At 68.0% G+C, this 24,748-nt stretch carries 20 protein-coding genes, 1 tRNA gene and 1 pseudogene; 16 read left to right on the forward strand and 6 right to left on the reverse strand.

All coding sequences use genetic code 11. From position 1 onward, the window contains the following. Positions 1-10 precede the first annotated feature (10 nt). The 8 genes from FVP33_RS05585 (at position 11) to FVP33_RS05610 (ending at position 9,881) form a co-directional block, all read left to right on the forward strand. A complete protein-coding gene (locus FVP33_RS05585) occupies positions 11-2,713 on the forward strand; it encodes a hypothetical protein (protein ID WP_147782651.1) in 2,703 nt (900 codons plus the stop codon). A 130-nt stretch (positions 2,714-2,843) separates the two neighbouring features. After that, a complete protein-coding gene (locus FVP33_RS05590) occupies positions 2,844-3,920 on the forward strand; it encodes a substrate-binding domain-containing protein (protein WP_147782652.1) in 1,077 nt (358 codons plus the stop codon). A 34-nt stretch (positions 3,921-3,954) separates the two neighbouring features. Continuing rightward, positions 3,955-5,304 (forward strand): hypothetical protein, encoded by a 1,350-nt coding sequence (locus FVP33_RS05595; RefSeq protein WP_147782653.1) that lies wholly within the window; start codon positions 3,955-3,957, stop codon positions 5,302-5,304. 106 nt (positions 5,305-5,410) lie between these two features. After that, complete coding sequence (locus FVP33_RS19420) at positions 5,411-6,559, forward strand: hypothetical protein (protein WP_187270586.1); 1,149 nt, start codon at positions 5,411-5,413, stop codon at positions 6,557-6,559. Continuing rightward, positions 6,556-7,194, forward strand: a complete 639-nt coding sequence (locus tag FVP33_RS19425) for a hypothetical protein (RefSeq protein ID WP_187270587.1) — start codon at positions 6,556-6,558, stop codon at positions 7,192-7,194. The genes FVP33_RS19420 and FVP33_RS19425 overlap by 4 nt, the downstream gene beginning before the upstream one ends. Before the next feature lie 116 nt (positions 7,195-7,310). Beyond that, entirely contained in the window at positions 7,311-8,171 is an 861-nt protein-coding gene (locus tag FVP33_RS19430; RefSeq protein WP_187270588.1) for a sortase, read from the forward strand. Positions 8,172-8,200: 29 nt separating this feature from the next. Beyond that, positions 8,201-9,094: a phosphate ABC transporter ATP-binding protein gene (locus FVP33_RS05605; RefSeq protein ID WP_147782655.1), complete on the forward strand. Its 894-nt coding sequence runs from the start codon at positions 8,201-8,203 to the stop codon at positions 9,092-9,094. A gap of 4 nt (positions 9,095-9,098) precedes the next feature. Then, positions 9,099-9,881 (forward strand): lytic transglycosylase domain-containing protein, encoded by a 783-nt coding sequence (locus tag FVP33_RS05610; RefSeq protein WP_246142188.1) that lies wholly within the window; start codon positions 9,099-9,101, stop codon positions 9,879-9,881. Here the strand turns inward: FVP33_RS05610 and FVP33_RS05615 are convergent. Continuing rightward, positions 9,878-10,369, reverse strand: coding sequence for a MarR family winged helix-turn-helix transcriptional regulator (locus FVP33_RS05615; RefSeq protein ID WP_147782657.1), 492 nt, complete (start codon positions 10,367-10,369; stop codon positions 9,878-9,880). The two genes, FVP33_RS05610 and FVP33_RS05615, sit on opposite strands and share 4 nt — an antisense overlap. Positions 10,370-10,928: 559 nt before the next feature. Between FVP33_RS05615 and FVP33_RS05620 the strand changes: the two genes are divergently transcribed. The 6 genes from FVP33_RS05620 (at position 10,929) to FVP33_RS05645 (ending at position 16,351) form a co-directional block, all read left to right on the forward strand. Beyond that, a tRNA-Gln gene (locus tag FVP33_RS05620) sits at positions 10,929-11,000 on the forward strand. A 171-nt stretch (positions 11,001-11,171) separates the two neighbouring features. Beyond that, positions 11,172-12,608 carry a bifunctional UDP-N-acetylglucosamine diphosphorylase/glucosamine-1-phosphate N-acetyltransferase GlmU gene (gene glmU / locus FVP33_RS05625; protein ID WP_147782658.1) on the forward strand — a complete coding sequence of 479 codons (1,437 nt, stop codon included), beginning with the start codon at positions 11,172-11,174 and terminating at the stop codon, positions 12,606-12,608. Between the two features lie 40 nt (positions 12,609-12,648). Next, complete coding sequence (locus FVP33_RS05630) at positions 12,649-13,665, forward strand: ribose-phosphate diphosphokinase (protein ID WP_187270589.1); 1,017 nt, start codon at positions 12,649-12,651, stop codon at positions 13,663-13,665. Between the two features lie 64 nt (positions 13,666-13,729). Further along, positions 13,730-14,080 (forward strand): ArsR/SmtB family transcription factor, encoded by a 351-nt coding sequence (locus FVP33_RS05635; RefSeq protein WP_147782660.1) that lies wholly within the window; start codon positions 13,730-13,732, stop codon positions 14,078-14,080. A 30-nt stretch (positions 14,081-14,110) separates the two neighbouring features. Next, positions 14,111-14,596: an SRPBCC family protein gene (locus tag FVP33_RS05640; RefSeq protein ID WP_147782661.1), complete on the forward strand. Its 486-nt coding sequence runs from the start codon at positions 14,111-14,113 to the stop codon at positions 14,594-14,596. A gap of 48 nt (positions 14,597-14,644) precedes the next feature. Further along, entirely contained in the window at positions 14,645-16,351 is a 1,707-nt protein-coding gene (locus FVP33_RS05645) for a long-chain-fatty-acid--CoA ligase (RefSeq protein ID WP_147782662.1), read from the forward strand. 1 nt (position 16,352) lies between these two features. Here FVP33_RS05645 and FVP33_RS05650 read toward each other — a convergent pair whose 3' ends face one another. Further along, positions 16,353-16,730: a hypothetical protein gene (locus FVP33_RS05650; RefSeq protein ID WP_147782663.1), complete on the reverse strand. Its 378-nt coding sequence runs from the start codon at positions 16,728-16,730 to the stop codon at positions 16,353-16,355. Between the two features lie 285 nt (positions 16,731-17,015). Between FVP33_RS05650 and FVP33_RS05655 the strand changes: the two genes are divergently transcribed. Together FVP33_RS05655 and FVP33_RS05660 are read left to right on the forward strand one after the other, a co-directional pair. Then, a complete protein-coding gene (locus FVP33_RS05655) occupies positions 17,016-18,326 on the forward strand; it encodes an L-fuconate dehydratase (RefSeq protein WP_147782664.1) in 1,311 nt (436 codons plus the stop codon). Positions 18,327-18,356: 30 nt separating this feature from the next. Next, a pseudogene (locus FVP33_RS05660) lies at positions 18,357-19,643 on the forward strand (alpha-L-fucosidase); the annotation flags it as partial. A 10-nt stretch (positions 19,644-19,653) separates the two neighbouring features. Here FVP33_RS05660 and FVP33_RS05665 read toward each other — a convergent pair. From FVP33_RS05665 to FVP33_RS05680, 4 genes are all read right to left on the reverse strand, one after another. Beyond that, positions 19,654-20,475, reverse strand: coding sequence for a FadR/GntR family transcriptional regulator (locus FVP33_RS05665; RefSeq protein ID WP_147782666.1), 822 nt, complete (start codon positions 20,473-20,475; stop codon positions 19,654-19,656). A 183-nt stretch (positions 20,476-20,658) separates the two neighbouring features. Further along, on the reverse strand, positions 20,659-22,107 hold the full coding sequence (gene gndA, locus FVP33_RS05670) for an NADP-dependent phosphogluconate dehydrogenase (RefSeq protein ID WP_281289367.1): 1,449 nt from the start codon (positions 22,105-22,107) through the stop codon (positions 20,659-20,661). Positions 22,108-22,198: 91 nt separating this feature from the next. Continuing rightward, complete coding sequence (gene uxaC / locus FVP33_RS05675) at positions 22,199-23,614, reverse strand: glucuronate isomerase (RefSeq protein ID WP_147782667.1); 1,416 nt, start codon at positions 23,612-23,614, stop codon at positions 22,199-22,201. Next, on the reverse strand, positions 23,611-24,642 hold the full coding sequence (locus FVP33_RS05680) for a LacI family DNA-binding transcriptional regulator (RefSeq protein ID WP_147782668.1): 1,032 nt from the start codon (positions 24,640-24,642) through the stop codon (positions 23,611-23,613). The genes uxaC and FVP33_RS05680 overlap by 4 nt, the downstream gene beginning before the upstream one ends. Between the last annotated feature and the right edge of the window lie 106 nt (positions 24,643-24,748).

Raw genomic sequence — 24,748 nt, forward strand, 5'->3', positions numbered from 1 at the left:
CGTGACTCTCATGACCCCCCGAAGGGCGACGAGACGCGACCCCCTGGCTCTCTCGCTCACCCGAATCGCGTGCCTCGTGCTGGCCGCGGGATCCGTCGTCGGCATGTTCCTGGTTGCTCCTGGTAGCGCCACGTTGGCCAGGGCGGATGCCTCGTCGGCGATCACCGTCAAGTGGGCGAACGACTCGAGCTCGGCCTCGTCATTCCAGCCGGCGAGAGACCCGGCGAGCGTGCACTACGCCGGATTCAAGAACCTGGCGGTGAAGATCGAACAGACCACGGGCATCACCAACCAGGCCCTGCAGGTCGACATCTCCGGATTCGCCGCGACCAAGCAGGCAACGGATGCCAACGGTGACACCTGGAGCAGCGCGGAGAACTTCTTCCAGGCGATGCAGTGCTGGGGTCCCGATCCGCTCGCGGCCGACTTCAACGAGACCTGCGAGTGGGGCGGTCGATACGCGAACAACAATGGCCTCAACAGGAGCGTCTACCTCGACAATATCCCGCGGGTCGCCGCCAAGGACATCCAGGCGAGCGCGTTGAACGCGACGGACGTGCCCTTCCGCACCTCCGGTGGAACGTCGGTCACCGGGCGCCAAGTGATCCAGGCGGGATCCAGTACGGTCACCTACCCGCTGCTCGATTACTTCGGCCCGGCCACGACGAATGAGGTTCAGAGCGTCCGGATCAATGGTGATGGCACCGGCGTTTTCAACTTCGAAGCCCAGACTTCCGAAGAGGCTCCTCAGCTCGGTTGCGGAACGGCGGAACATCTCCGATGTTGGCTCGTTCTCGTGCCGCGGGGCACCGTGTACGGGGGTCACGACAATTCGTGCAGCGACATTCTCGACGGCTCCTACAACCCCTTCACCTATGGGCGCCCCAATTCCATTCAGGCGGGGAGCCCGGTCAATCCCGGCTGCGACTACTGGTCTAATCGAATCAATATCCCGTTGGATTTCAACGCGACCGGCTCGACCTGTGCCCGGGGAAACACCGAACGCCGCTTGGTCGGCTCCCAGCTTCTGGTCGGGGCGATGGCGTCGTGGCAGCCGCAGTTGTGCGACGACCTCAAGACGACCTTCAGCTTCGCAACCAACCCGGACAGCGTGGCGCGACAACAGCTTCTCGATCAGCAGGCCGGTCTCGCGTTCTCCTCGTTTCCGATTGTCGGCAGTGAGCTCGACTCCCAACTCGGTGTCACTGAACTCGCCAATTCGAAGTTCAGCTATGCGCCGATTACGGTCACCTCGGCGGACGTCGCATTCTTCGCCGAAGGAACCGACGGGCGGGTAAACGATCTCCACCTGTCTCCGAGATTGCTTGCGAAGCTTCTCACCCAGTCGTACCGGTTCCTGGTGCCGTCGAGTGCGTCAGACGATTCGAGCAAAAAGTATCTCCAGCTCGGCACCGTGAACCGCACCTACGCCTACCTCAATCAGGACCCGGACTTCCGGGCGCTCAACCCCAATTGGGCGCAGTTCAGCTCCAATCCCGCAATCGTGATCCCCGGCCCCGCGGGCGCAGACGCGATCCGCCAGGTCTGGAAGTGGATCCAGGCTGACAAAGAGGCGGCCGCCTGGCTCGCTGGTGCGCCGGACGACTGGGGCATGACGATCAATCCGTACTACCTGCCGAAGGGCGACGCCCGGGCCATGGTTCCCACGTTCACCGAGGCCGGAGCCCTCGCCCTCGACTCGAACGGTGCGTCGATCCTGAACCCGGTGGGTCTCAGCAATGCGGACAGCTCCCCGTTCGCTCTCAGCAAGACAACACTGGATAACTTCCCGAAGGGCGACGACAGCCACGTGCCGCTCAAGCTCAACATCGAGCGCTACCGGTTTGGCACGCTGCAATCGGCCCCCTACTCGGATAACTTTCTGTCTGCCGCCCGCACCGTGTTCCGGGCCGATCCCGGTGCGAAGACGGTGTGGGATCCCACCGCGATCAACGCCGCCGGCGTCGCCGGAGACTGGGTGAGCGGGGGCGCCCAGGTCGCGGGCCAACGGTTCATGATCGCGATCACCGATGCCCCGTCGGCGCGGAGGTATGCCCTCAGCAGCGCCGCGTTGCGACTCGACAACTCGACCACGAAGTTCGTGGCCCCGACCGCGGATTCGCTCTCCGCCGCTCTCGATTCGGCGCTGACGGCAACCTCGGAACCCGCCGTGCAGCAGATCGATCCGGCCAAGGTCGTCGACGCCGGCTACCCGCTCACCGCAGTCGTCTACGCAACGGTGAACCTCACCGGCTCGGACGCCGCGGCTCGCACGGACTTCTCCCGCTTCATCGCCCAGGTGACGACGAAGGGCCAGGTGCCCGGCACCCAGCTGGGCGAACTGCCACCGGGTTACATTCCGTTGACCCCGGCTCTGGCCGGCCAGGCGGCCGCCGCGTCGGCCGCGGTGGCGTCCTTCGTCACTCCGACCGTCCCAGCATCGGCGGACTCGTCCTCCAATGGGTACGCCCAGGACAGTTTCACCGCCGCCGGATCGGGCGCGAGTGCGGCCTCGGGCGGGCTCGCCTCGGGTTCGCAGCGGCCGGGCATCGGCGCGAGCAGTTCACCCGCCCCCACTGCCTCAAACGGACGCACCCCCACAGCCACGAACGTGTCCCCGATTGCTCAAATGGCGCTCAGTGGCTCGCTCGCCACGGGGCTGTCCGGAGCGCTATTCGCCCCCCTTCTGTTCCGGGGGAGACGACTGCGCTAATCCCAGATCTTTTCTTCTCCGCCGTGCCCCGGAGACAGAAAAACCCCCTCGCTCAACAGCAAAGGAGGCGAGGGGGCAGTGTCCAATCGGACGGAACAACATGGGCAGACTACCAAAGAAGGCTGAAAACATGCTCAAGAAGACCAAGCTGCGCCTCGGCGCGGTGGCAGTTGCTGTATGTACGGCAACTTTGTTCGGCGCAATCTCCGCGTCGGCCGACCCGGCCGCCGGAACCTTCAAGACCCTGTCCGGTGTCGGTTCCGACACCACTCAGGATCTCGTTGCCGGGCTCGCGACGGCGGTGACGTCGATCGGGTCCTATGACGCGACTGGGTCGGCGACCATCCAGACGAAGTCGGGCGGACCCTCGTTCGTTCGCCCGAACGGCTCCGGCGCGGGCAGCCAGGCGCTGAGCGACTCCGCGCAGGGGGGAACCCACCTGTGGAACTCGGTGGACGTGACCGGCCAGATCGACTTCGCTCGTTCCTCGAGCGGGCCGTCCGGCAGCGGCACCCAGCTCACCTACATCCCGTTCGCGAAGGACGCCGTGACATTCGCGGTCAACGCCGCGAGCGACTTCCCGCGGGACATCCCCGTCGGAGCTTCCTCGCAGGATGCAACGAGCCCGGCGCCCTTCACCCTCCGCAACATCTATCGCTGTTCGGTCACGTCGTTCACTGACGGAAACGGTCTGAGTGTCACCATTCGTCCGCTGCTTCCTCAGTCCGGTTCGGGAACGCGGAAGTTCTGGCTGTCGAGCCTCGGTCTCTCCGAGACCGACATCACGGCCGGCGGGTGCGCGACCGACCTCGGTAACACGGTCGAGGAGCACAACGGCACGTTCGTGACGGGCCCCGGGGACATCGCGCCGTTCTCCGTTGCCCAGTACATCGCGCAGGGCAACTGGCAGACCCTTCCGTCGCCCGTCATCGAGCGTCGTGGCGGAGTCGTCCTCGGCCAGATCGGTGGTGTCAAGCCCTACAACATCACCACCGTCGGTGCCGTTCTGAACACCTCCTTCCCGGTCGTGCGCAACGTCTACAACGTCGTGCAGACCTCGCGTCTCGGTGAGGCGGCCATTGCGGCGGCGTTCGTCGGCAGCACGTCGTCGGTGTGCTCCAATGCCACGATCATCAAGAAGTACGGCTTCGGCACCATCGGAAGCCTCTGCGGCAGCACCTCCACCACCGGCCCGTTCACTCAGTAGCGCTCGACCTCCCCTTCGAAAGGCTAAGCAACTCATGAACAAATTCTCCAAGCGCATCGCGGCAGTCGCCATCATCGGCGCCGTCGTCTTCGGCGGACTCACCATGGCGCAGGCGGCAAACGCTGACACTCTCGCCGGTGGCACCCTCACCCTTCACGGACCGATGCTCAACACCACCACGATGGGAGCGGTGATCACCACCGGCTCGATCTCGAGCAACCCGGCCTTCTACGGGCTCACGTCCAACGTCGGCTGCCCCGCCGGATACCAGGGACGTAGCGATACCTTCGCCTACCAGAACGGTACGAATCTCGGCAACCTCTCCTCGAGTCGCAACGCTTCGGTCACCGCCTACGGCCACACCGGGCTCGACGGGCAGCCGATCGCGATGGACGACACGTACTCGATTCCGGGCACGAACCCTTACGTGAGCAGCAAGTCGCTTGATAGTCTCGCGACACCGCTCGTGACCGGTAACTGGGAGATTCGCCTTTACTGCTCGGCGGTATCGACCTCGATCAACTTCACGACCGACAAGTACTTCTTGCTCCCGATGACCGTGGATGTCACGGCGGGAACCTGGGCGGTGTACACGGCCCCGGTCGTGAAGACCACCCCGACGGTCTCGCTGACCGGACAGGCGCAGGCCGACAAATCGGTTCTGCTCACCGGTACGGTGAAGGACGGCGCCAACACGGCGACGGCCGCAGTGGGTTCGATGAAGTTCGTGGACACCACGCCAACCACCCCGGTCACGCTGGGTTCCCCCGCCGTTGCCAGCGGTGTGGGCACTTTGACGACCGCAGTACTTCCGGTCGGTACCTACACGTACACGGCTCAGTTCATCAACAACAACGATGCCACGTACAACGATTCCGCGGTCTCCGCGGTCGTCACTGTGGTGGTCTCCTCGAACGTCGCGCCGGTCAACATCACGGTCGCCATCCCCTCGGGAGTCGGCTCGCTGACCCTCACGGGTGTCGCGTCCTCCGTCAACCTCGGAACGGCGGCGCTGAACGGCGGACTGCTCACGGCCACGGGAACCCTCCCCGCCGTGACGGTCACCGACACCCGCCAGCTCGGTTCGGCGGCGTGGGCCCTCACCGGTATCACGACCGACTTCACCGCCGGCACCAAGGTGCTCGACGGTAAGTACCTCGGTTGGCTTCCCACCACGACCGACTCCGCAACCAACGCCGGAACCATCGGCGCCACGGTTGCCGCCGGAGTCGCGAACGGACTGAAGACGGCCGCCATCCTGGCGAACGGTTCAGTCGTGGACCAGAAGGCGACGACGAAGGTTGGCGCCACGCTCAACCTCGCCGCGCCGGCGAACACCCCGGCCGGTGCGTACAGCGCGACCCTCACGTTGACGCTCGTCTAACACCCGGTAACTGAACGAAGGGACGGGACCGGATGCCTTCCAGGCATCCGGTCTCGCACCTGCGTGACCACCATTCGACCCAGACCACCGAATCACAAAGGCAATCATGTTCGTGTCCCGCGTCTCCCTCGCCATCGTGCTCGCCATGGGCCTCGCCCTCGCGCCCCTGGCGTCCGCCTTCGCCTCCGCGACCACGGTGGGTTCGGTCGCCGCCGATCCGAACCCGGCGCGATGGAGCGTGCAGGCCGCGAACTCCTCCGGACCGGACGGCCGCGAGTCTTTCGCCTACGCCGTCAACCCCGGAACCCAGATCAACGACTACGTCGCCGTGTCCAATCAGGGCACGACGGCACAGACCTTCACGCTGTATGGCACCGATGCCGTCAACGAATACGCCACCGGCGCGTTCAGCCTCCTTCCGTCGTCCACTCCGCCGAAGGACTCCGGCTCGTGGGTGAAGTTGTCCCAGCCGACGGTGACGCTGCAGCCGGGCATCCAGGCCCGCATCCCGTTCACCATGCTCGTGCCGTCCGACGCCACCCCCGGCGACCACACCGCCGGAATCGTCGCGTCCGTGACGCAGAAGAGCACGGACAAGAAGGGAAAGACCATCGTGTTGGAGGAGCGGGTCGGTGCGCGGATCTACCTCGACGTGTCCGGTGCGCTCACCCCGCGGGTGGCGGCGGTCGGTGTCGTCTCCGGCTTCACCTCGCCGTGGAATCCCTTTGGCGGCGGCAGTTCCGGTGTCGACTACGCAGTGACGAACGTCGGCAACTCGCGGGTGGACGTCACGCAGACCGTCTCCATTCGCGGACTCTTCGGAATCCCTCTCGCGACCTTCGACGCCGGCCGTCTCCGGAACGTGCTGCCCGGACAGTCCGTGCACACGAAGCTCGACCGGTCGGGCATTGCCCCGCTGTTTCTGCTCTGGTCCACGGTGACTCTCAAGCCCATCGCTCCCACCGACCGGGTCGCTCAGTCGTCGCTGAGAAAGGCCGACGGCTCCCCGGCCACACCGCGCGGTCCGGCAACGTACAAGACGGTCTCGAGCGAGACACTCACGGGCGCGATCCCGTGGACTTTGCTCGTGCTCGTGCTCGTGCTGGTCGGAGCGGTGTATCTGCTTGCAAGGTATGTCGCACACACGCGCGAACGTCTCTACGAGGCGATCGACGCGGCCTCCGCAGACGCTCGAGAGAAGGCTCTTGGCGAAGCGCGCGCACCACAGCTCACGAAGGCGGGAGCAGACCAGTGAGGACCGCCTTCGCGGCCTGGATCGTGGTCGCTGCGATCGGGCTCACTCTCTTCGGTGGTCTGGGGGCCGCCTTCGCCGATCCGGCTCCCGGTCCGAGCGACCAGCCCAATCTCACCGTGCGTATCCCCGGGAAGGGCGGCCACGATGGCGGCGAAACGACCCCGACCACGAGCCCTACGCCGTCCACCGGCGGTGCGCCAGCCGTGGCGCAGAACCCGACCCCGAACGCCGCGCACCTTTCCCTGGATCGGCGACGAGTGCACGTCGGGGACCAGATGACGGCCACCGGCCACACGTTCACCCCGGGCGAGAAAGTCCAATTCGTGGTCTACCCGGAGCGGGTCGTTCTTGGCGGCTTCAGCACCGATTCGGAAGGCACCGTCGTCGCGACGATTTCAGTGCCAACGAGACTGGCACCAGGCGAGCACACGATCGAGGCTGCCGGCTGGGTATCTCATCGGGTGGCCAACGCTCAGTTCACCATCGAAGCCGGCGGGGGAGAGTCATCGAATTCTCCGACCTGGATAGCCTGGGCCATCGGGGCAGGCGGTCTGGCGTGCGGACTCGCCGCGTTCCTCGTCGCCGCCTCGAACGGCTGGTTGCCCTTCCTGCTGAGCACGAGGACGGTCGCGTGAGCCTCGCAACTGAGGAGCGAACCGCGGCGACCGAAGCTGAGCCGTCTAAGTCGCGCGCGAAAGCCCGAATCTTGCCCGTGTGGCTGCGGAGACGACCGGCCGCCAAGTCCCATCGAGTGCGAGCGACGCCGCGCGAGGTGCGCTGGTGGGTTGGCGTGGTTTGGCTCGCACTCTCGGCCCTGCTTCTCGGATTTGTGGGTCACGTAACCCTGTTCGGGGCGCTCCAGCATTCGCGCAGCCAGGCCATCGGTTACTCGCAATTGCGGTCCACACTCGCCGAGGCGACGACACCTCTCGGACAACTCGACCTCAATAAGGAGCTTGTGGCGGCGGGCACGCCCGTTGCCCTGCTTCAGATCCCCGCACTCGGGCTCACCGAGGTGGTGAGGGAGGGCACGACGTCGACGCAGACCCGCCAGGGTGTGGGCCACCGGCGTGACACCGTCATGCCGGGGCAGGCTGGGGCGAGCGTGCTCTACGGCCGTCAGGCCACCTTTGGCGGACCGTTCGGAGGCCTCGCGAAGCTCGTGCCTGGCGACAGCATCACGGTGACCACGGGGCAGGGCAAGCAGTCCTTCATCGTCTTCGGACTGCGCCGCCCAGGCGACAGGCTGCCGGCGGCCCTCGCTGAGGGTAAAGGCCGGCTCACGCTCGTCACGGCGGACGGCGTCGCGCTCGCCCCCTCGAGCCTGCTCTACGTCGACGCGGCGCTCAAAGGGACTGCACAAGAGACTCCGGCGCCGGTGTTCCTCACGAAGGCGATCGGTCCATCCGAAGACGTCATGCAGCCGGACTCGACCGGCGCCCTGCCGTTGCTGTTCGCCGTGCAATGGCTGCTCATTGCCGCGATCCTCTCCCGCTGGCTCACCAGGGCCTGGGGGCGCTGGCAGGCCTGGATCGTCTCGATTCCCGTCCTGCTCGTCGTGGGGGCGTCCGCCGCGGATGCCGCCGCCGCCCTTCTCCCCAACCTCGTTTAACCCGATCTACCCGACAGCAAGGACCACCCATGACGGAAACGAAGCTCCTCCCCACCTCGTCGGCCTTCGTCGAGACGTCGAAGACCCGCCACAGTGAGGTCTTCCACGCTTATCGACACTCGGAGGCAACGACGGCAGTTCCCTCGGGCCTCGCCACCCTCGACGCCCGCGCAATCTCGGCCTGGTTCGGCGACCACAAGGTGCTCGACCGTGTGTCGCTCACGATGGAGGCCGGAAAGATCACCGCCCTCATCGGGCCGTCGGGCTGCGGCAAGTCCACGTTCCTCCGCATCCTCAACCGCATGCACGAAATGATCCCGTCCGCCTCGCTCGCGGGGGAGGTGCTGCTCGACGGACACGACATCTACGACCAGGGCCGCCGAATCACCGACGCGCGGCGAGACGTTGGGATGGTCTTCCAAAAGCCGAACCCCTTCCCGGCGATGTCGATCTACGACAACGTGGTCGCAGGACTCAAGCTGAGCGGCCAGCGCGCCAGCAAAGGGGACAGGGATGTCATCGTCGAAACCTCGCTGACCAAGGCCGGCCTGTGGAAAGAGGTGCGGGACCGGTTGCGCCAGCCGGGTGGAGGGCTCTCCGGTGGCCAGCAGCAGCGGCTGTGCATTGCCCGGTCGATCGCGATCCGCCCGCGGGTGCTGCTCATGGACGAGCCGTGCTCCGCGCTCGACCCGACCTCGACCCGCGTTATCGAGGAGACGATGCTCGAGCTCGCTCACGAGGTCACGATCGTGATCGTCACCCACAACATGCAGCAGGCCCAGCGCGTCTCGGAGAACTGCGCATTCTTCCTCGCCGCGCAGGGCCAGCCCGGCGGCATCGTCGAACATGGCAAAACCGAAGCGATGTTCGGCAATCCCGTCGACTCGCGCACCGCCGACTACGTGCACGGCCGTTTCGGATAGACCGGTGAGCCACGAGACCGGCGCCCGCCTCGGCCTGGAGTGGATCAGCATCGCTGCGCTTCTCGGGCTGGCGGTGTGGGGCGTTTCGGCGTGGGTAGGCTTGGCGACCGCGAACCACCGCCACGGGCATTCAGCGGCCGTGATCTCCGCGGCTGAGGTCGTGCCCGCCCCGGCGCCAGCCGACCCCGCGGCACCCGCTGAGCCGACGGCACCGGCAGTACTCGCTGTCTCCATCGCCTCCCGAGTCGACTCGGCGTGGCTCGACCGCGTCTCCTCCGGCACCGGCATCCCGCGGCGCGCCCTCGCGGCCTACGCCGGCGCATCCCTCGCCCTGGCCACCGAGAGACCGGGCTGCCATCTCGGCTGGAGCACCCTCGCGGCGATCGGCCACGTCGAGTCCGACGACGGGCGGCACGGCGGGGGCGTGGTGAGTGACACCGGGTATCCGAGCCTGCCGATCGTCGGCCCGGCGCTCGACGGCGGCGCCTTCGCCGGCATCCACGATTCCGACGGGGGAGAGTGGGACGGCGACCGGGCCTGGGACCACGCTGTCGGGCCGTTCCAGTTCATCCCGCAGACCTGGCGGGCGTGGGGCGCCGACGGCAATGGCGACGGCCTGGCCGATCCGAACCAGTTCGACGATGCGGCGCTCACCGCCGCACGCTACCTGTGCCACGCGGGCGACCTCTCGAGCGTGGATGGCTGGCGACGGGCGGTGCGCTCGTACAACCACTCGGACAGCTATGTGGACGAGATCGCGCGGGTGGCCAACTCGTACCGCTCCTAGTCGAAGTCCAGGCTCAGCTTGCGCAGCAGGCCGGCCAGGCGCTCCTGGTCGGCGGGGGAGAGCGCGTCGAGCAGCTCGCCCTCCGATTCGAGCAGGCGACTGATGGCTGCGTCCACCCGTGTGCGACCCTGGGGCGTCATGGTCACGAGGATGCCGCGGCCGTCGTTCGGGTCGGTGCGGCGCTCGACGAGCGTGCGCTCCACGAGCCGGTCGATGCGGTTGGTCATGGTGCCGCTCGAGACCAGCGTCTGCTGCAGGAGGGCCTTGGGGCTCAACTCGTACGGCTTGCCCGCGCGGCGAAGCGCCGAGAGCACGTCGAATTCCCACGACTCGAGGTCCGAGGCGGTGAACGCCGCCCGCCGGGCCCGGTCGAGGTGTTTCGCGAGCCGGCCGACGCGCGAGAGCACCTGCAGCGGCGCAAAGTCCAGGTCGGGACGTTCGCGCACCCAGGCGTCCACAATGCGGTCGACTTCGTCGTGTGCGGGCATCCGTCCATTATCGCGGTCGGTTCCCGCTCCGCGGCCTCACGAGCCGTTGCGCGGGCTGCCCTGACCCGCGTTTCTCCGGAGCTTTGGCGTTGCGGTGGCGGCTGGGCGGCGTGTCGGGGCGAATTTCGGATGTCGCGGCCGAAACCTCCGGAGAAACGCGCGACGGCGGGCGACAGGTTCCGGGCAATTGCGCCCGGGCCCTCCGCGAGCAGTGTGGCCCGTGCCGGCCCGCTACCCGCGTTTCTCCGGAGCTTTGGCGTTGTGGTGCCGGCTGGGCGGCGTGTCGGGGCGAATTTCGGATGCCGCGGCCGGAACCTCCGGAGAAACGCGCAACGGCGGGGGCAAGACGGGGGTCCCGCATCCGCTCCGTCACATCGTCGCTTCCGGAAACGCAGGAGATTCGCTCCGAAACGCCGTCAATCGGCCCGAAACCGCGCCGCGGGTGGCGTATCTCCTGCATTTTCGGTAGGAGGGATGACGGAGCACGGATGTGGGCGACGGCTGCGGGGAGCATCTGGCAGAATTGTCGCGGTCGACCGTTTCCTGGTTCGGCCGGAATTCCGCCTTAGTGTAACGGCAGCACGACAGCCTTTGGAGCTGTTCGGTCCAGGTTCGAATCCTGGAGGCGGAGCTGTGCGCAGCACGGCCGGCCGACGATGCAACAAAGCCGCGCAAAAGACCCGTGCAACAAAGCCGCGCAAAAGACCCGCGCAATAAACCCCGCGCAACAAACGCCGTGCAACAACCCACGTCCAAACCCGCGCACACCGGCACCCGCTCCCGCATACGGGAGAATGCCTCTATGACCAATCCAGATCTCGCCGTCATCATCCTCGCGGCCGGGCAGGGCACGCGCATGAAGTCGTCGCGTCCGAAGATCCTGCACCAGCTCGCCGGCATCCCCCTCGTCTCGCACGTGCTCGCCACGGCCGACGCGCTCTCCGCGAGCCACATCGTGGCTGTCGTTCGGCACGAGCGCGACGCGGTCGCCGAGGTGATCGTGGAGCAGCTGCCCGAGGCGATCATCGTGGACCAGGATGAGGCTCCGGGCACCGGCCGCGCCGTCGAGCTGGGCCTCGCCGCCCTTCCCAGCGAGTTCGCCGGCCACGTGGTCGTGCTCAGCGCCGACGTTCCGCTGCTCGATGCGGCGACCATCCGCGGACTCGTCTCGAGCCACGAGCTCGGGGGCAACAAGCTCACCCTGCTGAGCGCCCACTTCGCCGACCCGACCGGCGCTGGTCGAATCCTGCGCTCATCCGATGGCGCATTCGAGGCGATCGTGGAGCAGAAGGACGCCACCGCCGACCAGCTTCTCATCACCGAGATCAACTCGGGCGTCTACGTGTTCGACGCCACCGCCCTGCGCGACGCGCTCTCGGCGATCGGCACCGACAACGCGCAGAACGAGAAGTATCTCACGGATGCCGCGGCCGGCATCCGTGCGTCCGGCGGCCGCATCGAGGCGGTCTCCGTCTCCGATCCGTGGCTCGTCGCCGGCATCAACGACCGCGCCCAGCTGAGCGCGGCCGGGGTGGAACTCAACTCGCGGATCGTGCGCGGCTGGCAGCTCGCCGGCGTGACCGTGCACGATCCGGCAACGACCTGGATCGACCTCGCCGTGACGCTCGCCGAAGACGTGGAGATCCTGCCCGGCACCCAGCTCAAGGGGGCGACGGTCGTCGACCGCGGCGCGATCGTCGGCCCGGACAGCACGCTCACCGACTGCGAGGTGGGCGAGAATGCGGTGGTCAAGCGCACGGACGCGACCCTCGCGGTGATCGGCGCGAACGCGACCGTCGGCCCGTTCGCCTACCTCCGGGCGGGCACCTACCTCGGTGAGGGCGGCAAGATCGGCACCTTCGTGGAGACGAAGAACGCCAGGATCGGCCGCGGAAGCAAGGTTCCCCACCTCAGCTACATCGGCGACACCACAATCGGCGAACACACCAATCTCGGCGCCGGGGCGATCACGGCCAACTACGACGACATCACCAAGCACCACACCGAGATCGGTTCGCACGTGCACTCCGGGTCTCACAACGTGTTCGTCGCGCCGGTTAGGATTGGGGACGGAGCCAAGACGGGAGCGGGAACGGTGGTCCGCAAGGACGTGCCGGCCGGCGCACTCGCCATCAGCGTGGCTCCGCAGCGGAACATTGTGGGTTGGGTCGAGGAGAAGCGCGCGGGCACGGCGTCGGCGAAAGCCGCCGCGGCGGCCGAAAAGCCCGACGCCGAGTAGCCTTTCGGCGGCCATCCCACAGTGCTGTGCAGCGCCGAAGATGGACAGTGCGTCGGGTGACCGGCAGAGAGCAGGGCACGTGGCCGAGATCACCGCTACCGGACAAAAGCGACTCGTTATCGTGACGGGTCGGGCCCACCCTCAGCTGGCGATCGATGTGGCCTCCGAGCTCGGCGCGGACCTCGTGCACACCGACGCGCGCACCTTCGCGAACGGCGAGATCTACGCGCGCTACGACGAGAGCGTTCGGGGCTGCGACGCCTTCGTCATCCAGTCGCACACCTATCCGATCAATGAGTGGCTCATGGAGCAGCTGATCATGGTGGACGCGCTCAAGCGCGCCTCCGCCAAGCGGATCACCGTGGTGGCGCCGTTCTATCCGTACGCTCGCCAGGACAAGAAGGGCCGTGGTCGCGAGCCGATCTCGGCGCGCCTCGTGGCCGACCTGTTCAAGGCGGCCGGCGCGGACCGCATCATGAGCGTCGACCTGCACGCCGCCCAGATCCAGGGCTTCTTCGACGGCCCGGTCGACCATCTCTTCGCGATGCCGGTGCTGCTCAAGTACTTCAAGGAACGCCTCGACCCGGCCACCCTCACCGTCGTCTCGCCCGACATGGGCCGGGTGCGGGTCGCCGACATCTGGAGCGACAAGCTCGGGGCTCCGCTCGCGATCATCCACAAGCGGCGCGACCCGAGGGTGCACAACCAGGTCTCGGTGCATGAGATCGTGGGCGAGGTGCGCGGTCGCACCTGCCTCATCGTCGACGACATGATCGACACGGGCCGCACCATCGTGAAGGCCGCAGAGGCGCTCAAGGAGGCCGGAGCGACGAACGTGGTCGTGGCGGCGACGCACGCCGTCTTCTCCGAGCCGGCATCCACGATCCTGCAGAGCGAGTTCATCGACTCGGTCGTGGTGACCGACACCCTGCCGATCTCGGCGGACAAGCGGTTCCCCACCCTCACGGTGCTGCCGATCGCCCCGCTGCTGGCCAGCGCCATTCACGAGGTGTTCAGCGACGGTTCCGTGACGTCGATGTTCGACGGCGCGGCCTGACCCCGCCCGACCCTCACGATTCGACCCTTGCCAGCGGGGTCCGATCGCGCTAACGTACAACCAAATGGTTGTAGAAAGCGCGCTCCTGAGCGACAAACACATCGATCGCCTCTTCCACGCCCTGGCGGATGCGACGAGGCGTGACATCGTGGCGCGACTGCTCGAGCGTGAGCAGTCCGTCTCGACGCTCGCCGCGCACTACTCGATGAGTTTCGCGGCGGTGCAGAAGCACGTCGCGGTGCTCGAGAAGGCATCGCTCGTGGGCAAGGTGAAACGGGGACGGGAGCAGATCGTGCACGCGGATCCCGCCACCCTGCGCCGGGCGACCCGGCTGCTCACCGCGTGGGAAGGTGTCTGGGCGGAGCGTGTCGCCCGCATGGACGAGATCCTCGCCGAGCCGCCGACCGATCACTAACGAATCACCCCTGAAGAAAGGTCACGAACAATGCCGGTCATCAGCAGCGAGAAGAATCCCGAACAGCTCTCCCTCACCCTCGTCGCGGAGTTCCCGGTGGAGGTCGGCCGGGTGTGGCGCCTGTGGTCGGATCCGCGCCAGCTCGAGCGCTGGTGGGGACCGCCGACCTGGCCGGCCAGCTTCGAGCGCCACGACTTCGTCGTCGGAGGCGCCGCGAGCTACCGGATGACCGGCCCCGACGGCGACACCGCCCCCGGCTGGTGGCGATTCACCGCGATCGACGAGCCCAGCAGCCTGGAGTTCGAGAACGGCTTCGCCGACCAGTCCGGCGAGCCGGACCCCACCATGCCGATCACCAGGATGGTCGTGACGATCGAGGCCGTGGACGGCGGCACCCGCATGACCACCGTGTCGCATTTCGCCAGCCTCGAACAGCTTGACCGGCTCGTGGCGATGGGCATGGAAGAGGGGCTGCGCGGGGCGGCCGGACAGATCGACGCACTGCTGGCGGCCTGAGGCAGTTCGTCCCGTGGGCGGGCGCGCGCTCTGGTTAGAGTTAGCGCCATGACGATCAGCACACCGCGGCCCTGGCTCGCAAGCTACGCCGAGGGGGTTCCTCACGACATCGAGGTGCCCGAGGGGTCCCTCTACGACCTGCTGGAGGGGTCGGTGGCCGAATTCGGCCAGAACGTGGCCCTCGAGTTCTTCGGGCGCACGACCACGTACGCCGAGCTGGGGGACCAGGTCCTCCGCGCCGCCGAGGGGCTCCGCGTGCTCGGGGTGCAGAAGGGCGACACGGTGGCGCTCGTGCTGCCGAACTGCCCGCAGCACGTCGTCGCCTTCTACGCCGTGCTGCGCCTCGGTGCGATCGTGGTCGAGCACAATCCGCTCTACACGCCGCGCGAGCTGCGCCACCAGTTCGAGGACCACGGAGCGAAGTTCGCCGTCGTCTGGAACAACGTCGTGGCGACGGTGCAGGCCCTGCCCGAGGATGTGGCGGTCGACACCGTCGTGTCCGTGGACGTCACGAGGGCCATGCCCTTCACCACCCGGGCGTTGCTTCGGCTGCCGATCGAGCGGGCGCGGGCCTCGCGCTCGGCGCTCACGACCGCGGTGCGCGGCACCGTCACCTGGGAGAAGCTCCTCGAGAACTCGCCAGTCGACGGGCACATCGTGCGGCCGGGGGCCGCGGACGTCGCCGTGATCCAGTACACCAGCGGCACGACCGGCCTTCCCAAGGGGGCAACGCTCACCCACCGCAACCTCTCGACGAACGCCGCCCAGGCCCGAGCGTGGGTGCCCACGGTGCGCCGCGGAACCTCCGTCGTCTACGCCGTGCTCCCGATGTTCCACGCCTACGGCCTCACGCTCTGCCTCACCTTCGCCATGAGCATGGGCTCGCGACTCGTGCTCTTCCCCAAGTTCGACCCCGAGCTCGTGCTCGCCGTGGTGAAGAAACGCCCGGCCACCTTCCTGCCGGCGGTGCCGCCGATCTACGCGCGGCTCATGACGGCCGCCCAGGAGTCCGGGGTCTCCCTGGCGGGAATCGAGATCGCGATCTCCGGGGCCATGCCGCTCGCGGCATCCGTCGTCGAGCCCTGGGAGGCCCAGACGGGCGGCTACCTCGTGGAGGGCTACGGCCTCTCCGAGACGAGCCCGGTGCTCATGGCCAACCCGGTCGGGCCGTCGCGCCGGGCCGGAACCGTCGGGCTGCCGTTGCCGAACACCGAGGTGCGGGTGGTCGATCCAGACAACCCGGCGGCGGATCGGGCGCCGGGCGAGCCGGGCGAACTCATCGTGCGTGGACCGCAGGTGTTCTCCGGCTACTGGAAGAAGCCGGATGAGACGGCCGCGGTCTTCGTGCCGGCCGACGCCGGCGACGACGCCGGGCCGTGGTTCCGCACAGGAGACATCGTGCGGATCGACGCCGACGGCTTCGTGACGATCGTCGACCGCATCAAGGAGCTCATCATCACCGGCGGTTTCAACGTCTCGCCGAGCGAGGTCGAGGACGCGCTGAGGGCGCATCCCGATGTCGCCGAGGTCGCGGTCGTCGGCGTGCCGAGCGCGCACAGCGGTGAGGACGTCGTGGCCGTGGTCGTGCTCGAGCCCGGCCGGGAGCTCGACGAGAAGGCGCTGCGCGACTGCGCGCGGGACTCCCTCGCGGCCTACAAGGTGCCGAGGCGCATTGTCGCCTTCGACGAACTGCCGAAGTCCCTCATCGGCAAGGTGCTTCGTCGCGAGGTGCGCGAGAGACTTCTCGCCGAGTGATCTAGGAGTTCGTTCCGGGGACCGGCACCGGCGAGAGCCGGGGCGAGACCGGGATGAGGCCGAGTGATGCCACGTGCCGGTCACCGCCGAACGCCCCGACGGTGTAGCACTCCCAGCCGATTCCCCCGGGGCCGAAGACCTCGAAGCGGGCGGAGGCGGCGCGCGCCTCGGGCGCCTCGTAGGCCACCCACGCGACGCAGGCGGTCTCCGCGGTGGACGCCGCGACGGACACGGTCGTGAAGACCCCGGGCAGAACGAGGCAGGCGATGCCCACGATCACGACGACGCGCATCACGAGAACGAGGCGCGGGCTGCGCAGCGGGCGGCCGTCGCCGGGCTCGTAGCCCGCCAGCTCGGGGTGCTCGTGGTCTTCGGACATCACTCTCCAGTGTGCCACCCGGCGCGTGATCGCGCCCGACACGAACGGGTCACGATCCGCCGGCCGACGGTGCGCGGGCACGGGGCCGGAGGCACACCGACTTCCGGCACAGGCAGATTCAGCCGATCATTATGCCTCGATCACCCCATCACATGCCCTGATTCGACTCTGGCGTGTCAATTGATCTGATCTATAGACTGGTGGCATCCCTCGAGAGGAATCTCTGACTGTGAACGACACCCTGCTGCGCACCGGCGCGCGGCCGACCGAGTCCGACCCGACGACATGACCACCATCACCGGCGTGGAGACGCACGACGTGCGCTTCCCCACCTCGCTCAGCCTGGACGGTTCAGACGCCATGAACAAGGACGGCGACTACTCGGCCGCCTACGTCGTGATCCGCACCGACGATCCGCAGCTGAGCGGCTTCGGGTTCACCTTCACCATCGGCCGCGGCAACGACCTGTGCGTGTCCGCGGCGGCGCAGCGCGCCCTTCCGCTGATCGGCCGGAACGTGGAGGAGATCGTGGGGGACCTGGGGGCGATCTACCGCGAGCTGCAGAGCGACTCGCAGCTGCGCTGGCTCGGCCCGGACAAGGGGGTGATCCACCTCGCCCTCGCCGCCGTGATGAACGCGGTGTGGGATCTCGCGGCGCGCAAGGCTGGCAAGCCGCTCTGGCGCCTGCTCACCGACATGACGCCGACCGAGCTCGTGGATGCGGCCGACCTGCGCTACCTCTCCGATGCCTTGACCCGGGAGGAGGCGATCGCGCTGCTCGCCGACCTCGCGCCGACCAGGCAGCAGAGGATCGCGGAACTCGCCGACACCGGGTATCCCTGCTACACGACGAGTGCGGGCTGGCTCGGCTACTCGGACGAGAAGCTCCGGCGCCTCTGCCAGGAGGCCGTCGACGCCGGCTACCGGTACATCAAGCTGAAGGTCGGGGCGAACCGCGAGGACGACTACCGCCGCCTGTCCCTGGCCCGGGAGGTGATCGGCTGGGACGTCAACCTCATGATCGACGCCAACCAGGTCTGGGATGTTCCGGAGGCGATCGACTGGGTGCTCTCACTCGCCGAGTTCAAGCCGCTCTGGATCGAGGAGCCGACGAGCCCGGACGACATCCTCGGCCACGCGGCGGTGCGCCGCGCCGTCGCCCCGATCGGGGTGGCGACGGGCGAGCACGGCATGAACCGGGTGCTGTTCAAGCAGCTGTTCCAGGCGGAGGCGATCGACTTCTGCCAGCTCGACTCGGCACGACTCGGCAGCGTGAACGAGATTCTCGCGGTGTACTTCATGGCGAAGAAGTTCGGCGTGCCGGTGTGTCCGCACGCCGGCGGTGTCGGCCTCTGCGAACTCGTGCAGCACCTGTCGATCTTCGACTACGTCGCGGTGTCCGGATCGCTCGAGGGCCGGGTGACCGAGTTCGTCGATCACCTGCACGAGCACTTCGTGGAGCCCTGCGTCGTCTCGGCTGGCGCATACGTGCTGCCCACCCAGCCCGGCTACAGCGCCGAGATGTTCGCCGACTCGATCGAGGAATTCGCCTTTCCGGCCGGCCGGTACTGGAGCACGGCGGCCGCACGGCGCTAGGCGCCCGCGACGACCAACCACGAGAAGAAGGAGAGCACCGTGTCGATTCCCCATGCCCCCTGGTTCACCGAGTCACGATTCGGGATGTTCATCCACTGGGGGCTCTACTCCCTCCCGGCCCGCCACGAGTGGGTGATGACCAACGAACGCCGGCAGACGAGCGACTACGAGCGGTACGCCGACTTCTTCGACCCCGACCTGTACGACCCGGTGACCTGGGCGCGCGCGGCGAAGGCGGCCGGCATGAAGTATGTCGTGCTCACCACGAAACACCACGACGGCTTCTGCCTGTGGGACTCGAAACTCACCGACTACACGGCCGTCAACACCCCGTACGGTCGTGACCTCGTGCGTCCCTATGTCGACGCCCTGCGCGCCGAGGGGCTCAAGGTGGGCTTCTATCACTCGCTGCTCGACTGGCACCATCCGGACTTCCCGATCGATGGGCATCACCCCCGTCGCGACGATGCGGATGCCGCGGAACAGAACGCGACCCGGGACATGGCGGTCTACCGTGAGTACCTCCACGGCCAGGTGCGCGAACTGCTCACCGACTACGGGAAGATCGACTACCTGTTCTACGACTTCTCCTACGCGAACGATGTGCAGCATCCGGTCTGGGGCGCCAAGGGCAGGGACGACTGGGGGTCGGAGGAGCTGATCTCCCTCACCCGCCGGCTGCAGCCGGGAATCATCGTGAACGACCGGCTCGACATCCCGGGGGACTTCGTCACCCCGGAGCAGTACCAGCCGTCCGGGCCGATGGAGGTGGACGGCCGTCCCGTCACCTGGGAGGCCTGCCAGACCCTCAACGGCAGCTGGGGTTACTTCCGCGACAACCACACCATCAAGTCCACCGACCTGCTCATCCGCATGCTCATCGACGGCGTCTCGAAGGACGGCAACCTGCTGCTCAACGTGGGTCCGACGGCCCGAGGCACCCTGGACGGCGCGGCCACTTCTGCCCTCGAGGGCATCGGCGAGTGGATGCGGCTGCACGACCGCAGCATCTACGGGGCCGGGGCAGCCGAATTCGTGCCGCCCGCCGACGCTCGATACACCCAGCGTGGTTCGAGGCTGTACCTGCACCTGTTCGCCTGGCCGTTCGAGCACGTGCACCTTCCCGGGCTGGCCGGCAAGGTGGCGTACGCGCAGCTGCTCAACGACGCATCGGAGGTGCCGATGGCGGAGATAGCTCCGGACACGGTGGCCCTCACCACGGGCGCCGGCGGCCAGCCGGCTGGCACGCTCACGCTGACCCTTCCGGTGCTCAGACCGGATGTCGCGGTTCCGGTGATCGAGTTGTTCCTGGTCTAGACGGGCGGGCTCACTCGGGTGGCGGTGCGTCGCCCCGCAGAGGCGGGTCGGTGCTCGTCCGCGTGCTCGCCTGTGTGCTCGCCCCCGGGTGGCTGGCGATGAAGTCCTCGACCTCGATCAGGTGCACGGACATGGCGAGCCTCGCCCGGTCCGGATCCCCGGAGGCGACGGCACGCAGGATGTCGTGGTGTTCCCGGTGGGTGTGCCGGATCACGTCCGGCTCGGTCATCGCGCGCCACATCCGCGTGCGGATGGTGCGGCTCGCGAGGGCCTCGATCAGCGCCTCGAGGGCCGGATTGCCCGAGGCGCGGGCGATCACCCGGTGGAATTCGATGTCGACGTTCATGATCGCGTCGAGGTCGTGGGCCGAGGCGTCGTCTATGACGTCGTCGATAGTGCCGAGGAGCCGGCCGGCCTCGGCGACCTGCTCCTCCGTGATGAGCAGCGAGGCCCTGGCCGCGGCCTCGACCTCGAGCACTCGGCGCACCGAAGAGATGTGCTGGCTGTCGGCGGACGACTGCAGGTCGACGAGGAACCCCATCGGGGCGAGCAGCAGGGACGCGTCGAGCGAGGTGACGTAGGTGCCGTCGCCCTGGCGCGTCTCGAGCACCCCCATGATCGCGAGCGCACGCACCCCCTCGCGCAGGGAGCTGCGCGAGACACCGAGGGAGGCGGCGAGGTCCTTCTCCACGGGCAGGCGCGCCCCGGCCACCAGGGTGCCCCGGATGATCATGTCCTTGATGTCGTGCACCACGACGTCGGTCTGCGAGCGCAGTGGTGCGGTCCGGCCCTCGGCCGATTCGGCGACGAACTCGGGGTCGGGAGTGTCCATTCCGCAACTGTAGCGTCCCGCCGAAAACGCAGGAGTTCCGCGGCCACGCGACGTGATTCCGGCAGAATCGCGGCGCCGGCACCGAAATCTCCTGCGTTTTCGGATCCGCGGATGTCGGATGCGCGGATTTCGGATGCGCGTTGTCGCAGGCGCGGGCGGCCTGTCGCGACCGACCCGCCGCGGCTAGTGGCTGCTGCCGGCGGACTCGATCTCCGTGCGGTCGCCGCTCCACAGCGTGTGGAAGGTGCCCTCGGCATCCACTCGCTGGTAGGTGTGCGCTCCGAAGAAGTCACGCTGCCCCTGCACGAGGGCGGCGGGCAGTCGCTTCGAGGCGAGCGAGTCGTAGTAGCTGAGCGCGGAGCCGAAGCCGGGAACCGGGATGCCGGAGAGCGCCGCCGTGGACACGACCCGGCGCCAGGCGGCCTCGCCCTCCTTCACCGCGTTCGCGAAGTACGGGTCGACGAGCAGGGTCGGCAGGGCCGGGTCGTTCGCGTACGCCTCGACGATTCGGTTGAGGAACTGCGCGCGGATGATGCAGCCGCCGCGCCAGATCGTGGCGATCGCGCCCTTGTCGATGTTCCAGTCGTACTTCACGGCGCCGGCGATTATCGCGTCGAAGCCCTGGGCGTATGCGACGACCTTGGAGGCGTAGAGGGCGGCGCGAACGTCGTCCTCGAACGCGGTCCCCTCACCGATCACGGCGATCTCCGGGCGAGCGTCGATGCTCTTCTGCACTGCGGCCCGCTGGTCGGGGTGGCTCGACACGGCGCGGGCGAACACGGCCTCGGCGATGCCGCCGACCGGGACGCCGAGGTCGAGCGCGTTCTGAACGGTCCAGACTCCGGTGCCCTTCGACCCGGCCTGGTCGAGCACGATGTCGACGAACGGCTTGCCGGTCTTGGCGTCGACCTGCTTGAGCACCTCCGCGGTGATCTCGATGAGGTAGGACTCGAGGTCGCCGGAGTTCCACTCGGTGAACACCTCGGCGATCGCGGCCGGCGAGTGGCCGGAGACGTTGCGCAGCAGGTCGTAGGCCTCGGCGATGAGCTGCATGTCCGCGTACTCGATGCCGTTGTGGATCATCTTGACGAAGTGTCCGGCGCCGTCGGTGCCGACATGGGTGACGCACGGCACGCCGTCGACGACGGCGGCGATCGATTCGAGGATGGGGCCGAGGGTCGCGTACGCCTCGACGGATCCGCCGGGCATGATGCTCGGTCCCTTGAGGGCGCCCTCCTCGCCGCCGGAGATGCCGGCGCCGACGAAGTTGAGGTTCTTCTCGCGCAGCGCCTTCTCGCGGCGGATCGTGTCGGTGAACAGCGCGTTGCCCCCGTCGACGATGATGTCTCCCGGCTCGAACACGGCGGCGAGCTGGTCGATCACGGCATCCGTGCCCGCACCGGCCTGAACCATGATGATGGCCGTGCGCGGCTTGCTGAGCGACGCGGCGAACTCCTCGATCGTGGTCGAGGGCACGAACCCGGCCTCCGGATGCTCGGAGACGAGCAGGTCGGTGCGCTCGTGCGAGCGGTTGTAGATCGCCACGGTGTTGCCTTCGCGGCTCGCGAGGTTGCGCGCGAGGTTCGATCCCATCACCGCGAGTCCGACGACGCCGATGTTTGCCTGTGCCACGATGAATCTCCTTGAATCGAGTGCGGGGGAACGCCCCGTCTAGGCTATCGGCTCGACCGGTCGTGTTACCCGGCCGGGTTCTCCCGGTCGATCAGCCGAGCCGGAAGGTGTCCACCGGGATGTCGGCGACGAGTCGGCGCGCGACCCCGGCCGCGTCATCCTCGCTGAGCTGGTGCGTCGCGACGAGGGAGGCGAGGAACGCCGCGTCGCTGCGGCGGGACATGTCGTGGCGGGCCGGGATCGAGCAGAACGCGCGGGTGTCGTCGATGAAGCCGGAGGTCTTCACGAAGCCGGCGCTGTCGGTGATGGCGGCGCGATAGCGGGCGATGCCGGCCGGGGTGTCGAGGAACCACCACGGGGCACCCGCGTAGACAGACGGGTAGAACCCGGCGAGCGGCGCGATCTCCCGCGAGAACGTGGTCTCGTCCACCGTGAACAGCACCATCCGAAAGGTCGGGTTGGTGCCGAAGTCGCGCAGGATCGGGGCGAGCGGGCGGGTGAAGGAGGTGGCGTCCGGCAGGTCATGCCCGGTGTCCGGGCCGAAGGTGTCGAGGGTGGGCCGGTGGTGGTTGCGCAGCACACCGGGATGCAGCTGCATGACGAGGCCGTCCTCGCTCGCCATCGCGGCAAGCTGGTAGAGCATGTTGCGCCGGTAGGCGACCGCGTCCGCCTCGGTGATGCTTCCGTCGAGGCCCGCGCGATGGAGGCGCTCGGCGTCCGCGGGTTCGAGCGGCTCGGAGCCCGCGTCGATCACGCCGGTGTCGGTGGAGGTTCCGCCGGCGGCGGCGAAGACGGCCCGGCGCGAGCGCAGGGCATCGAGAAGGCCCGCGTAGGTGCCGCAGTCGAATCCCGAGGTCGCCGAGAGGGCGTCGAGTCGTGCCGGCCAGGTGGATTCCGCCGGAAGCATGTACCGGTCGGCCCGGAAGGTCGGCAGCACCCGGCCGGTGAAGGTCGGATCGTCGGCGAGGGTGCGATGGGCGGCGAGGTCGTCTGCCGGGTCGTCGGTGGTGGCGAGCACGGCGATACCAAAGCGATCGAAGAGCGCGCGGGGCCGGAAGGCGTCGCTGGCGAGCTTCTCCACGAGTTCGTCGTAGAGCTCGTCGGCATTGGCGGCGGACGGATGCTCGGTGAGGCCGAAGACCTCGCTGAGCTCCGACTCGAACCAGTACCGCACCGGCGTGCCGAGGAAGACGTCCCAGTGGGCGCAGAGCTGGCGCCAGATCGAGCGGCCGGAGGCGGTGGGCTCTGCGCCGTCGCGGCGAAGACCCAGCTCGTCGAGGGGCACTCCCACCGCGTGCAGGAGGCGGGTCACGTAGTGGTCGGGCGTGATGAGCAGCGACGCCGGGTCGGCGAACGACTCGTTCGCCACGAGCATCGAGGCCTCGACGTGCCCGTGCGGCGAGTAGATCGGCGCCGAGGCGACCTCCGCGTAGAGCCGCCGCGCGATGTCGCGCTCCGCCGGGTCGGCGGGGAACAGTCGGTCGGGATGCGGCGTGAGGCGTGTCATTGGTCTCTCTCTGGCTGGGCCGGGCCCGTCGATGCGCGAATGGTGAGGTGGGTCGGCAGCGTCGCCGTCTGGCGGGCCGCGCCGGCGGTCTGCGCGTCGAGGCGGGCCAGGAGCATCGACACGGCCACCCGCCCGGCCTGTTCGATCGGCGCGGTGAGTGTGGTGAGCGGCGGGTTGCAGAAGTCGGAGCCGAAGATGTCGTCGCAGCCGACGATGCTGAGGTCGTCCGGCACGCTCACTCCGCGTTCGCGCAGGCGCATGAGCATGCCGATGGCGAGCAGGTCGTTGAAGGCGATGCAGGCGGTGACCCCGCTGTTGAGCACGACATCGGCGGCCGCCGCCCCCGCATCCTTCTTGGGCGAGAATGGTCCGACCCGGCGCACCGCGACCCCGTACTGCTCGGCGGCTCGCAGGAGCGCCCGCCAGCGTCCCTCGTTCGGCCAGGAGGTGACGGGGCCGGAGACGTAGGCGATGTCGCGATGGCCGAGGGAGACCAGATGGCCGAGCGCCTGCTCGATGCCGCTTGGGGTGTCGATGAAGACGCTCGCCACACCCCTGGTCTGGCGGTTGATCGCCACGAGCGGCATCTCGGAGGCCAGCGTCGCCAGCCGCCGGTCGGTGAGCCGGGAGGCGGCCAGGATGGCGCCGTCGAACGAGCCCCGGAGCTTGTGCAGCATGCCGTCCTCGAGCTCGTCCGACTCCTCGGTGTCGACGAGCAGCTGCGTGTAGCCCGATGCCTTGAGTTGCTGTTGCGTGCCGCGGATGATGTCGAAGTAGAACGGGTTGGTCACGTCGCTCACGAGCACCGCGATGGTGCGCGTCTTGCCGGAGGTGAGGGCCCTCGCGTGCGAGTTGGCGTGGTAGTTGAGGGCGGCGGCCGCGCGCTCCACCTTCTCCCGCGTCACGACATTCACGCGCGTCGGGTTCGAGAGCGCGCGCGACGCGGTAGAGGTGGCGACTCCGCTCGCCGCGGCCACATCGGCAAGGGTCGCCTGCCGATCCTGCCTCGCATCGCCGAGAGGTTCCATACGGCTAGCAAAGCACAGGATGGCAATTTTTGGCAAACGGTTGCAGTTGCCTTGCCGCCCTGCCTAAAGTTCCAACCACCCGCGGTGCGAAGCGAACGTGGCGAGT

Source organism: Lacisediminihabitans profunda, assembly GCF_008040105.1.
Taxonomy (GTDB): Bacteria; Actinomycetota; Actinomycetes; order Actinomycetales; family Microbacteriaceae; genus Lacisediminihabitans; species Lacisediminihabitans profunda.